12 protein-coding genes are annotated in these 12459 nt (G+C 68.2%); 3 read left to right on the forward strand and 9 right to left on the reverse strand.

Annotated features, from left to right (window positions below):
• Positions 1-14: 14 nt before the first annotated feature.
• Positions 15-752 carry a cell division protein SepIVA gene (gene sepIVA, locus H7J89_RS05640; RefSeq protein WP_068040785.1) on the reverse strand — a complete coding sequence of 246 codons (738 nt, stop codon included), beginning with the start codon at positions 750-752 and terminating at the stop codon, positions 15-17.
• Between the two features lie 321 nt (positions 753-1073).
• On the opposite strand from sepIVA, the gene H7J89_RS05645 reads away from it, so the two are divergent.
• Positions 1074-2249, forward strand: coding sequence for a permease (locus H7J89_RS05645; RefSeq protein WP_264037302.1), 1176 nt, complete (start codon positions 1074-1076; stop codon positions 2247-2249).
• Positions 2250-2297: 48 nt separating this feature from the next.
• Here the strand turns inward: H7J89_RS05645 and coaD are convergent, their stop codons facing one another.
• From coaD to H7J89_RS05670, 5 genes are all read right to left on the reverse strand, one after another.
• A complete protein-coding gene (gene coaD / locus H7J89_RS05650) occupies positions 2298-2780 on the reverse strand; it encodes a pantetheine-phosphate adenylyltransferase (protein WP_264037304.1) in 483 nt (160 codons plus the stop codon).
• A 77-nt stretch (positions 2781-2857) separates the two neighbouring features.
• Positions 2858-3412: a 16S rRNA (guanine(966)-N(2))-methyltransferase RsmD gene (rsmD, locus tag H7J89_RS05655; protein ID WP_264037306.1), complete on the reverse strand. Its 555-nt coding sequence runs from the start codon at positions 3410-3412 to the stop codon at positions 2858-2860.
• A gap of 10 nt (positions 3413-3422) precedes the next feature.
• Positions 3423-4046 carry a vitamin K epoxide reductase family protein gene (locus H7J89_RS05660; protein ID WP_372513722.1) on the reverse strand — a complete coding sequence of 208 codons (624 nt, stop codon included), beginning with the start codon at positions 4044-4046 and terminating at the stop codon, positions 3423-3425.
• A gap of 8 nt (positions 4047-4054) precedes the next feature.
• The gene (locus H7J89_RS05665) at positions 4055-4819 is read right to left on the reverse strand and encodes a DsbA family protein (protein WP_264037310.1); all 765 of its coding nucleotides are present in this window, start codon (positions 4817-4819) and stop codon (positions 4055-4057) included.
• 97 nt (positions 4820-4916) lie between these two features.
• Positions 4917-6032, reverse strand: a complete 1116-nt coding sequence (locus H7J89_RS05670) for an alpha/beta hydrolase (RefSeq protein ID WP_264037312.1) — start codon at positions 6030-6032, stop codon at positions 4917-4919.
• Positions 6033-6378: 346 nt separating this feature from the next.
• On the opposite strand from H7J89_RS05670, the gene H7J89_RS05675 reads away from it, so the two are divergent.
• Positions 6379-7224: an aldo/keto reductase gene (locus H7J89_RS05675; protein WP_264040051.1), complete on the forward strand. Its 846-nt coding sequence runs from the start codon at positions 6379-6381 to the stop codon at positions 7222-7224.
• 1 nt (position 7225) lies between these two features.
• Here the strand turns inward: H7J89_RS05675 and H7J89_RS05680 are convergent, their stop codons facing one another.
• Genes H7J89_RS05680 through H7J89_RS05690 form a run of 3 tightly spaced genes read right to left on the reverse strand, consistent with a single transcriptional unit; the run spans position 7226 to position 11843 of the window.
• Entirely contained in the window at positions 7226-7939 is a 714-nt protein-coding gene (locus H7J89_RS05680; protein WP_264037314.1) for an HNH endonuclease family protein, read from the reverse strand.
• Positions 7936-10155: an ATP-dependent DNA helicase RecG gene (gene recG, locus H7J89_RS05685; protein ID WP_264037316.1), complete on the reverse strand. Its 2220-nt coding sequence runs from the start codon at positions 10153-10155 to the stop codon at positions 7936-7938. The genes H7J89_RS05680 and recG overlap by 4 nt, the downstream gene beginning before the upstream one ends.
• 2 nt (positions 10156-10157) lie before the next feature.
• Positions 10158-11843 carry a DAK2 domain-containing protein gene (locus H7J89_RS05690; protein ID WP_264040059.1) on the reverse strand — a complete coding sequence of 562 codons (1686 nt, stop codon included), beginning with the start codon at positions 11841-11843 and terminating at the stop codon, positions 10158-10160.
• Positions 11844-12102: 259 nt separating this feature from the next.
• Between H7J89_RS05690 and rpmB the strand changes: the two genes are divergently transcribed.
• The gene (rpmB, locus tag H7J89_RS05695) at positions 12103-12297 is read left to right on the forward strand and encodes a 50S ribosomal protein L28 (RefSeq protein ID WP_046185726.1); all 195 of its coding nucleotides are present in this window, start codon (positions 12103-12105) and stop codon (positions 12295-12297) included.
• Positions 12298-12459: the final 162 nt, after the last annotated feature.

Genomic DNA, 12459 nt, shown 5'->3' on the forward strand with positions numbered 1-12459 from the left:
GCCCGGTTGACGCGCTAGCGCACCGCGTAGTCGTGCGTACCGGCCGCCGTCCGGAGTTGGTGACGGCCGCGCCCGACCGAGCGCAGGGTGCCGTTGAGGAATTCCTCGAACTCGGCGAGCTTGTTGTCGACGTAGATGTCACATTCACCGCGCAGCCGGTCGGCCTCGGCATGCGCCGAGTCGATGAGACGGGTGGCCTCGGCGTTGGCCGCCTCCACCACGCTGTTCTGCGATACCAGGCGCTGCTGCTCCTTGATGCCCTCTTGCACGGCCTTCTCGTAGGAGATGTTGCCGTTCTCGAGCAGCCGGTCGGCCTCGGCCTGCGCGCGGCCGACGCTGGCCTCGTACTCCCGTTTGGCCGCCGTGGCGATGCGCATCGACTCCTCGCGGGCCTCGCCGACCATCCGTTCGCTGTGCTGGCGCGCCTCGCTAACCATGCGGTCGGCCTGCGCTTTTGCGTCCGACAACAGCCGGTCGGCCTCCGCACGGGCGTGGTTGAGCATCGACTCAGACTCGGTGGTCGCCGAGGAAACCATGGATTCGGCGTGCGACTTGGCGTCCTGCAGCATCGAGTCGCGCGCGTCGAGGACGTCCTGGGCGTCATCCAGTTCGCCGGGGATCGCATCCTTGATGTCGTCGATCAGTTCCAGCACGTCACCCCGTGGCACCACGCAGCCGGCCGTCATCGGAACGCCGCGTGCTTCTTCAACGATGGCGCTCAATTCGTCGAGCGCTTCAAAGACTCTGTACACGGCCATATCCTCCTGGCGTCTGCAAAAACCCTGTTGTTACCAGTGTGCCTGGTGTTGCCTTTGTGACAGCGGTGGCGAGGCCGGTGTGTCGGACATTTGACCGCGACGACGATGCGAAACGCCGCAGAAAACCGGCTGCGGCCTCGCCGTCGTCAGTGAAACGCATCGAATCGCCCGTCCGCGCCGCCAAGGTTGGCTGCACCTGTTGCGGCCATTCTAGGGATCGCGGAGGCTCCAGGTGCTGGCCAGCGCACTTCACGGCGCTTGACCTATACCCCCAGGGGGTATAGGTTTGGGGGATTCAGCCAGTCGAGGGAAGGATTGGAACTCGTGCTAGCAGCGATCGAACACGCCCTGGCGGTGGCGGGATCGATGACGTGGGAAATCCTGTGGGCGCTGATCCTGGGGTTTGCCCTCTCGGCCGTGGTGCAGGCGGTGGTGCGGCGCTCGACCATCGTGACGCTGCTGGGCGACGACCGGCCGCGCACCTTGGCGCTGGCCGCCGGCCTCGGTGCGGCATCGTCGTCGTGCTCGTACGCCGCGGTGGCGTTGGCCCGATCACTCTTCCGCAAGGGCGCCAGCTTCACCGCCGCCATGGCATTCGAGATCGGCTCCACCAACCTGGTGGTGGAACTGGGCATCATCCTGGCCCTGCTGATGGGCTGGCAGTTCACCGCCGCGGAATTCGTCGGCGGCCCGCTGATGATCGTGGCGCTCGCAGTGTTGTTCCGATTGTTCGTCCGCTCTCGGCTTATCGATGCCGCCCATGAGCAGGCCGACCGCGGAATCGCCGGCTCGATGGAAGGCCATGCGGCCATGGACATGTCCATCAAGAAGCAGGGTTCGTTCGCGCAGCGCCTCTTTTCCGCGGAGGGCTTCACGGCCGTTGCCCACGTGTTCGTGATGGAGTGGCTGGCGATCCTGCGCGACCTCGTTCTGGGCCTGTTGATCGCGGGGGCCATCGCGGCGTGGGTGCCCGAAAAGTTCTGGCAGGTATTCTTTTTGGCCGACCACCCGGGCTGGTCGACGATATGGGGTCCGATCGTCGGACCAATCGTGGCGATCGTGTCCTTCGTCTGCTCGATCGGCAATGTGCCGCTGGCCGCGGTGCTGTGGAACGGGGGGATCAGTTTCGGCGGTGTCATCGCGTTCATCTACGCCGACCTGCTGATCCTGCCGATCCTCAACATCTACCGCAAGTACTACGGCACCAGGATGATGCTGACGCTGCTGGGCACCTTCTACGCCGCCATGGTCGCCGCGGGCTATCTGGTCGAATTGCTCTTCGGCGCAGCAAGTCTTATTCCGAAGCAGCGCAACGCCACGGTCATGGAAGCGACGATTTCGTGGAACTACACGACCTGGCTCAACGTCGCCTTCCTTGCCGTCGCGGCCATTTTGGTCATTCGGTTCGTCACGACGGGCGGAGTTCCGATGGCGCGGATGATGGGCGGCTCCCCCGACGGTGGGCACGACCACGATCACGAGTGCCACTAGGCGGCGGCGCAGATCCTCTGCGCGAGTGGGCGTTTGCGGTGCAACGCTTCAGGAGCGGCCGGCGAGCTTTTCACGCATACGGCGATTGACCGGTTCGGGCAATAGTTCCGAGACGTCGCCGCCCAACAGCGCAACCTCCTTGGCCAAGGACGACGACACGAACGAATACCGCGGCGTCGTCGCGACGAAAAACGTGTCGACGCCGGCGATGTGCTTGTTCATCTGTGCCATCTGCAGCTCGTATTCGAAGTCGGTGCCGGTGCGCAGGCCCTTCACGATCGCGGTCATCCCCTGCGACCTGACGAAGTCCACCACCAGCCCCTGGCCGGCCTCGACGCGCAGGTTGGGCAGATGTGTCGTCGACTCGTTGATCATCGCGATCCGCTCGTCGAGCTCGAACATGCCCTGCTTGGCGGGATTGGTCAGGATCGCCACCACCACCTCGTCGAACTGAGCCGCGGCCCGTTCGAAGACGTCGATGTGGCCCAACGTCACTGGATCAAACGACCCCGGGCATACCGCGCCACTCATGACGTGCGCCGACGACGATGCAGAGCCTCGCGATGAGGAGGAGCGGCGCCCATGACGAAAGACGGTACACGCCCGCCTCACCCTCGTTCGGCCATCTCCAAACGGGTGTCGCCGTACACGCGCGCCGGCCAGACGGACCAGCCGACCGGCCAGGTCAGCTCCGCCCCGAACGCCGCCCGCTCCACCACCGCCACGGTTCCGGCCTTCGTCCAGCCGTGGGTGTCCAAAGCGGCCAGCGCGGCTTCCACCTCGGCGGCCTCGACGTCGTAGGGCGGGTCGGCCAGCACGAGGTCGACCGGGCTCTGGGTCCCGGTCGCCAGGACCGTCGCGACCGCGCCGCGGCGCACCGCCGCCCCGGGCAAACCGAGCGCGTCGATGTTGCGTGCGATGACCGAAGCGCTGCGCTGATCCGATTCCACGAACAGCGCCGAGGCGGCCCCACGCGACAGCGCCTCCAATCCCAGTGCGCCGGAACCGGCATAAAGGTCGAGCACCGCGACACCGTTGAGCTCACGCCGCACCGTCAAGATGTTGAAGAGCGACTCACGCACCCGATCGGTGGTCGGCCGGGTCCCTCGCGGCGGGACGGCGATGCGCCGGCCGCCTGCCACGCCGGCGATGATCCGCGTCACCTGCCAACACTTACAGCAGCGTCGACCAATAGTCCCAGAACCGCGCCATGATCAGCAGAAACACCGCGGTGAACCACAGCGCGGCGATGGACCACCGCCATTGGTACAGCAGCCACGCCACACCGCGCCCCCGGCGTTGCAGCGCCGGCCGGTACACGATCGAGGCGACGACCACGAGCAGCGTCATGGTGGCCGCCCAGACCACCATGCAGTACGGGCACAACGCACCGATGCTGTACAGGCTCTCGTAGATCAGCCAGTGCACGAACACCGCCCCGATCACCAACCCGATCATCAGGCCGACCCAATACCATTGCGGCAAAGCCACTTTGGTCACCGCCAGCAGGCCGGTGACGACCACCACGGTGAACGCCCCCAGGCCGAGCAGCGGATTGGGAAATCCCAGCACCGACGCCTGCGGCGTGACCATCACCGAACCGCACGACAGGATCGGGTTGAAATTGCACGACGGCACGTACGCCGGGTTGAGCAGGAGGTCGATCTTCTCCACGGTCAGGGTCGCGGAGGCCACCAGGCCGATCGCACCGGCGATCAGCACCCACCACGCGCTCGGCACCGGCACGCGGGCTTCGGGACCCGATTCCGGTGTCAGGCCGGCGGTTTGGGCTGACACCGGGGTGGTCACGTGGCCGGGGGGGTCGCGGCGCCGTCGATGCCCGGCACATCGCCCACGATGCTCTTGATCTTGGCGACCAGCGCATCGGGCGTGGACGGGTCGTAATCGTCGCCGTTGATCTTGATGGTCGGCGTGGCATTGATCTTCGCGGCCGCCGCCTCACCCGTGACCTTGGCGATGTACTTGCCGCTGTTGATGCAGTCGGGCACCTTGCCCACGACGCCGGCTTCGCGCGCGAGCTCGATCAACCTGGCGTTGTCGGGGAAGCTGGTGCCGCGTTCGCTGGGCTGCAGGTCGGTGGTGAACAGCGCGGTGTGGAATCGGCGGAACGCGTCGAGGGACTCGTCGGCCACGCACAGGGCCGCGGCGCCCGCGCGCGACGAGTAGTTCTGGTTCCTGGAGTTGTCGAGAATCGACACCATGGAGTAGTCGGCCGCGATGGCGCCGACGTCGATCAGCCTGGACACCGTCGGGCCGAAGGTGCGCTCGAAGTTGCCGCAGGCCGGGCAGAGGAAGTCCTCGTAGAACGTGACCACGGCCTTGGGGTTGCTCGTCCCGGGCTGGGTGACCAGCTTGCTCGACGTCACCCGCACCGTGTCGCCCGCGCCGATGGCGGCGGTCTTCTTGTGGTGCGTGACCACGATGTAGGAGACCAGCGCGACGAGGAAGATGACGACGACGGCGGTCCCGCCGATCTGGACGAGTCGGCCCGATTTGCCGTCGGCAGCCTTCATGTCAAAGCGCGGGGGGCGTTTGGATTTGTCGGCCACAGTTTCCGTGATCCTTCGGTGCTCGGGGTGTCGTTCGTTGGTGGACGTCACTCGTTCGTGGGCGCCTCTAGATTACCGGCGGCGACCGCGCAACAGGTCAGACCCGGCTCAGGTGGGCACGCAACGCCGAAATCAACTCGGTGGTCGCGGCGGCGCTGCCGCCGCCGAGCTGGAACAGATTGGCGAAGCCGTGCGTCAGCGACCCCATGCACCGCAGATCGACCGCGGTCCCGGCGGCCTGCAGGGCCGCCGCGTAGCTCTCGCCTTCATCGCGCAATGGGTCGAAACCGGCGACCGCGATCAGCGCGGGCGCCAGCCCGGCCAACGACTCGGCCAGCAGCGGCGATACCCGCGGGTCCGCCCGGTCGATGCCCGAACGCCTGAGGTACTGCGACTCGAACCAATCGATGTCGCGCTTGGTCAGCAGGAACCCACGGGCGAACAGGCCCATCGAGCGGGTCTGCGAGGTGAAGTCGGTCCGCGGGTAGATCAGCCACTGCAGCACGGGGGCGGGGTCGCCCTCGTCGCGCGCCCGTTGGCAGACGACGGCGGCCAGGTTGCCGCCCGCACTGTCGCCGCCGACCGCGACGCGGCCTGGCGCGGCGCCGAGCTCCCCGGCGTGGTCGTATGCCCATCTGAAGGCGGCGTACGCGTCCTCGACCGCGGCCGGCGCCGGATGCTCGGGAGCCAGCCGGTAGTCGATCGACAGCACGTGGATGCCGGCGTCACGGCACGTCAACCGGCACAGCGCGTCGTAGGAGTCCAAGTCGCCGATCGACCATCCACCGCCGTGGTAGAAGACCAGCACGGGCGCGGACGCGCCGTTGGCGGGGCGGTAGTGCCGCGCCGGGATCTCGCCGGCCGGCCCCGGCAGCGATAGCTCCTGGACGTCGACGTGGATCTGCGGCCCGGGAAGCTCCAGCGACAGCTGGCGCATCTGGGCGCGGGACGCGCCCGGGTCGTCGTCGACGACCAGGCCGTCGATGCCGACGGCACGCAGACCGGAGAGCATCAGCTGCAGCGTCGGGTCAAGTGTGTTGCCGTCGATGGTCACCGAGCGGCCACCGAACAGCGCGCGCTTGGCGGGGGTCGGGATCCACGGAATGACCTTGACCCCGATCGTGGAGACCGCGCCCTGCATGCGACTGGCCAGGCGCATGGGCGTGTGCTTCACGCCGAGGTGCAGGTCCGGCGCGGGCACGCTCTTGGTCATGGGTACTCCCTCGAATAAAACGTCGTAACGCTCGACGCTGCCCGCCGTCGTCTCGGAGCCTTCCGGCTCCGGCGCCCACCGATCAGTGCCCTTGGTGCCGGGCGCGCTGGGCGACCGACAGGGCACTTGCCGGTTCCGGTGCGCCGTGTGACCAACACTACGTGGTCACGATTATGCGAAATGCAGACCAGGGTCCGATAACACTGCGCGCCCCGCCCCGGCGTTTGACGAGGTGGTATTTTGCAGCCCGGTAATATCGCGCCGATGGAATGGCGTCGATCTCCTCGCTCGATGACGACATCCGGTTTGGTCCACGAACGTTCAATTTCATAGGCAGGTGAATACATTGGCTGGCGAGTCGGGCGTTGCCGTGCCCTCGATAGCTCTGAATGACGAAAACACGATGCCCGTCCTTGGGCTCGGCGTCGCGGATTTGTCGGAGGACGAGACCGAGCGCGCGGTCTCCGCTGCGCTGGAGATGGGCTGCCGGCTGATCGACACCGCCTCGGCCTACGGCAACGAAGCGGCCGTCGGCCGCGCGATTGCGTCCTCCGGGATTCCGCGCGCCGAACTGTTCGTCACCACCAAACTCGCCACCGCCGACCACGGGTTCCTGCGATCCATGGAGGCCTGCAAGGAGAGCCTGGAACGGCTGGGCCTGGATTATGTCGACCTGTACCTGATCCACTGGCCGGTCCCGGCGCGAGGCGAATACGTGAATTCCTTCGGCGGGCTCATCCAGTGCCGCGGCGACGGGCTCGCGCGTTCGATCGGCGTCTCGAACTTCACCGACATCCACGTGACGGACGTCATCGACCTGAGCTTTGTGACCCCGGTGGTCAACCAGGTCGAGCTGCACCCGCTGCTCAACCAGGAAGCGCTGCGCAAGACCAACGCCGAACACAACGTGGTTACCCAGGCCTACACGCCGCTGGCGCTCGGCAAGCTGAACGACAACCCGACGGTGACTTCCGTTGCCGGCGAATACGGCAAGACGCCGGCGCAGGTGCTGCTGCGGTGGAACCTGCAGCTGGGCAACGCGGTCGTCTTCCGGTCCGCCAATCCCGAGCACATCGCCGGGAACCTCGATGTGTTCGACTTTGAGTTGGCCGCCGAGCACATGGACGCCATCAACGGGCTCAACGACGGCACCCGGCTGCGCCCGGATCCGAACACCTACGACGGCACCTGACCTAGCCCGCCGGGCAGGTGGCGGCCGCCTGACGCAATATCGGAGTCGACGGCTGGTCCACCGGTAACGAATAGCCGCGCAGCACGGCGATGAACTGCATGGCGTACTGACAGGCGAACGCGGCATTCGGCGGCATCCACAGCGCCGGCGGCGCGTCGCCCTTGTCCTGATTGGCCTGTCCCTGCACGGCCAGCAGGTTGGCCGGATCGTTGGCGAACCGCAGCCGCTCGCCCGCCGGCCAGGCGAAGGCACCCATGTCCCACGCGTAGGCGAGCGGGACGATGTGGTCGATCTGCACCGCCTCGCCGACCTTGGCGCCGCGCTGGAACGCGATCGTTGTGTTGGTATACGGGTCGTGCAGGGTGCCGGTGGCCACCGCGTCCGGACACCGTTTGGTCGACACATAGGTCTTGTCGACGAGGTCGCGGTTGAGGATGTCGTCGCGGGTGTCGCAGCCGTTGTGCCCCAGCGGGGCGTCGTTGTCGTCGTCCCACGCGTCGCCGAACGCCGCCCTGCGGTAGTCGTACCGGTGTGCGCGCAGCGGCAGCACCGCGATGCCCGCGAGCACATCGGTGCCGGGTTGCACCGTGGGGACGTCGGCGCGCGCCGCGTATTCGGCGGCGTGCCTGGTGGTCGACGATCCGACCGTCTGGTAGGCCACCAGCAGCGCGAGCGCCGCGACCGCGCTCAACCACAGCAGCGCCTTGCGATTCACGACTTGTCCAGGTATTCGATCCGGTCAGTGTTCACGAAAGGCGCTGCCAGCAAAGCCAATTCGGGGTTGGCCGGATTATCGGCGTAGGCCCGCACGCAGAAGTCGCGCGCGGCCTCGATGACGTCGCGGTGGTCGGCCAACGAGAGCAAGCGCAGATTGATCGCTCGACCGGACTGGTTGCGGCCCAACACGTCTCCCTCCCGGCGCTCCTTGAGGTCCAGGTCGGCGAGCGCGAACCCGTCCAAGGTGGCGGCGACCGCGGAGAGCCGCCGGCCCGCCGGCGACTCCGGCGAAACCCAGCTGGCGAGCAGGCACAGGCTGGGATGCTGGCCGCGGCCGATGCGACCGCGCAGCTGGTGCAGCTGGCTGATGCCGAAGCGGTCGGCGTCCATCACCAGCATCACCGTGGCGTTGGGAACATCCACACCCACCTCGATGACGGTGGTGCACACCAGCACATCGATCTCACCGGCCCGAAACGCCGCCATCGCGGCGTCCTTCTCGTCGGCGGACAACCGCCCGTGCATCAGCCCCAGACGCAGGTTGGCCAGCTCGCCGGAACGCAGCCGGGCGTAGAGACCCTCGGCGGTTTCCGACGGTCTGACGTTCTGCTCCTGCTTCTCGGCGTCGTCGGTCTCGTCGATGCGCGGCGCCACCACGTAGGCCTGGCGCCCGGCGGCGACCTCTTCGATGATGCGCCGCCAGGCGCGCTCGAGCCACGCGGGCTTGTCCTTGACGAAGATGACGTTGCTGGTGATCGGCTGGCGTCCGCGCGGAAGCTCGCGCAGCGTCGAGGTTTCCAGATCGCCGTAGACGGTCAACGCGACCGTGCGCGGTATCGGCGTCGCCGTCATCACCAGCAGGTGGGGGGTGACGCCGGGACGGGCTTTGGCGCGCAACTGGTCTCGCTGTTCGACACCGAACCGGTGTTGCTCGTCGACCACCACCATGCCCAGGTGGTGGAATTCCACCGCGTCCTGCAACAGCGCATGCGTGCCGACGACGATCCCGACCTGACCGCTTGCCACTTCGTCCCGGACATGCTTCTTCTGCGCCGCCGTCATCGAACCGGTGAGCAGGGCGACGCGGGTCGCGTTGTCCGCACCGCCGAGCTGGCCCGCCATCGCCAACGGGCCGAGCACGTCGTTGATCGACCGCAAGTGTTGGGCGGCAAGGACTTCCGTGGGGGCGAGCAGCGCACACTGATAACCGGCGTCCACCAGCTGCAGCATCGCCAGCACCGCGATGATGGTCTTGCCCGAGCCGACCTCACCTTGGAGCAGGCGGTTCATCGGCCGGGTTGCCGACAGCTCCTGCGCGAACACGTCGAGCACCTCGCGCTGCCCGGCGGTCAGCTCGAACGGCAACCGCCGCAACAGTTCCGCGGCCAGGCCGTCAGGCCGCGCCGGCGCTGGGGGGCCAGATTCCGACAGCTCGCTGTGCCGCCGCGCGACCAGCGCCCACTGCAGCCCGACGGCTTCGTCGAACGTCAGGCGCTCCCGCGCCCGCCTCCGCGCGGCCTCGACTTCCGCCAAATGGATGTCGCGCAACGCCTGCTCTTCGGAGATCAGGCCGTAACGGCCGCGCAGGTCGGCGGGCAGCGGGTCGTCCACCGGATCCAGGACGTCGAGCACCTGGCGTACGCACCTGAAGATGTCCCAGCTCTGCAACTTCGTGGTCGCCGGATAAATCGGAAAGAAGGCTCGCTCGAAGGCCGCCATCTGCACCTCGCCGGTGGTGGCTTGCGAGGCGATGGCGATGTTCTTCAGGGAGCTGGTGCCCCGGTTCTTGCCGTCCGGTGAGTCGAGGATGAGGAACGCCGGGTGCGTCAGCTGCATGACGTTGTTGAAGAATCCGACCTCCCCGGAGAGCATCACCTTGGTGCCTTCGGTCAGGTCCTTCTTCAAATAGTTCGCGTTGAAGAACGTCGCGGTCACCTTGTTTCGGCCGGCGCCGAGGGTGATGCGGTGGCACAGCTTCTTCGGGGTCTTTTTCATCGGCCACGTCTTGGTCTCGGTGATCGTGTCGACGATGGTGATGTGCTCGCCGGCCGGCGGTCGTTGATCGTCGGCGTCCCACCGGGTCGCGCCCTCGGTATAGCTGCGCGGATAGTGGCGCAGCAGATCGTCGACGGTCCGGATGCCCAACTCCTCGTCAAGCTGGTCGGCGGCCTTGGCACCCACCACGAAGTCCAGCCGGTCCCCCAGCGACGCCACAGCTACTCGACCCCGATCAAGAGCGCATCCCCGCGATGGCCGGTGCGGTAGGTGACGAGTTCGGTTCCCGGGTGGTGGTCGTGCATGTGTTTTTCCAGGATGTCGCCCACGGCCGCCGCGTTCTCTTCCGTGTCGATGTCGGCGCCGACCAGCACCGTCACCAGGTCGCCGCCGGAGGCCAGCAGCAGATCGAGCAGGCCGATGGCCGCCGCGACCGCGTCGGCGGCCACGATCAGCACCTCGTCCCCGGCGATCCCCAGGCCGTCGCCCGGCTGGCAGCGGCCCGCCCAGGTCAACGCGCTCTCAGTCGCGATGCGCACCGATGCGTGCCGGGCCGCGCCGGCGGCGCGGGCCATCGTGTAGCCGTCGTCCACCGCCTGCCGGCCGGTTTCGTGCACGGCCAGCGCGGCCAGCCCCTGCACCATCGACCCCGTCGGGATCGGCACCACGTCGATACCCCACCCGATGGCCGCGGTGCATCCGGCCACCAGCTCCTCGGCGGGCACGTAGCCGTTGGGCAGCACCATCACCTGCGCGGCAGCGGTGTCGACCACCGCCCGCATCAGCTGGTGGGCGCTGATGTTGGGTTCGTTGGCGGCCGGATCGCGCTGCAGAACACAGGCACCCTCCCCGCCGAACAGCTCGGCGGCACCGTCGCCGTCGACCACGGCCAGCACGGCGCGTTCCCGTGTCCAGCCGCCGGCCGGCAGCCCGGTGCCCCCGGAGCTCAACGCCGAAATCACGATGCGGCTCAGCCGCCCCGCGGCGAGCCCCGCCTCGACCGCTGCGCCGGCGTCGTCGGTGTGCACGTGCACCGAGTACGTGCAATCGGCCGACGACGGCGCGGCGGCGATGCCCACGGAGTCGCCCAGCTCCCCGAGCCGGTCGCGCAGCGCGTCCGCCGCGGCCGGAGCGCATCCGTCCAGCCGGTACATCACCTCGAACTGCGGTGCCGGCCGCTCGGCGGCGCCTTCCGGTTGCGCCGCCCGCGGCGAGAGCTCGTACACGGTTCGGGCTGGCGCCTGGCCGGTGACGGTGGTGCGCAGGGCGTCCAGCAGGACCAGCAGGCCCCGCCCGCCGGCGTCCACGGCACCGGCGTCGGCGAGCACGTCGAGCTGTTCGGGGGTCTTCTCCAGCGCGACGACCGCCGCATCGCCGGCGGCGATGATCGCCGCGGCGAGCCCTTCCCCGGCCTGGGCGCACTCCCCGACGGCGGCGGCCGCGGCCCGCAGCACCGAGACGATGGTCCCCGGGACCTCGTCCCCGCCCATCGAGGTGATGACCAGGTCCACGCCGCGGCGCAACGACGCCCCGAGGATGGCCGAGTCCATGTGGGGCAGCTCACCGCCGGAATCGGTGGCCGCGAGGGCGGTGACGTCGGCGATGCCCCGCAGGATTTGGGACAGGATCACACCGGAATTGCCGCGGGCCCCGTTCAGCGCACCGGCCGACATCGCCGCGGCGGTCCGGGCGACGCAGGCCGAGCCGCCCTCGGAATTGACGCCCGCGTTGGCCTCGGCCAGCGCCGAGCGCATGGTGAACAGCATGTTCGCGCCGGTGTCGGAATCGGCAACCGGAAACACATTGAGCCGGTTGATCTCATCGATGTGGGTGATCAGGTCGCTGACGGCGGTGTGCGCCCAGTCCCGCAAGGTGATCGCGTCCAGCAGACGCTCCGACGCTCCCAGTGTTACCCACCTCCTCCACACCCAGCTCCCGGTGGGCGCCAGCGTAGCTCGGCGGCCCGGGCAACGGCTGCCCGTGACCACCACCCGCCGGCGGGGCGATCCGACCCATTGAGCCTAGCCAGACAGGGCGACAGCGGCGGCGATCGTTTTGGTGGTTGCCAGGACAATCGGTATCCTGATTGGGCCCGGTCAGCCCGGGCTGTCCCGGCCACGTGTCAGACCGCCGAGCCGGACCCCCGAGATTTGAGGAGCTTGAACCATGGCCGCTGTGTGCGACATCTGCGGGAAAGGCCCCGGCTTCGGTAAGTCGGTGTCGCACTCCCACCGCCGCACCAGCCGCCGGTGGGACCCCAACGTCCAGACCGTGCACGTTGTCACCCGCCCGGGCGGCAACAAGCAGCGCCTGAACGTCTGCACGTCCTGCATCAAGGCCGGCAAGGTCGTCCGGGGCTAGAGGCGATCGCAAGCGCGCCGTAGCCGGGCGCTGGGGGCACCCCCGCGGAGCTGGGGGACGGGTCGCCGCCATCGGGGCTAGAGGCGATCGCAAGCGCGGCGTAGCCGGGCGCTGGGGGCACCCCCGCGGAGCTGGGGGACGGGTCGCCGCCATCGGGGCTAG

The sequence above is a fragment of the Mycobacterium paraffinicum genome, from assembly GCF_025822865.1.
GTDB classification, from domain to species: Bacteria; Actinomycetota; Actinomycetes; order Mycobacteriales; family Mycobacteriaceae; genus Mycobacterium; species Mycobacterium paraffinicum.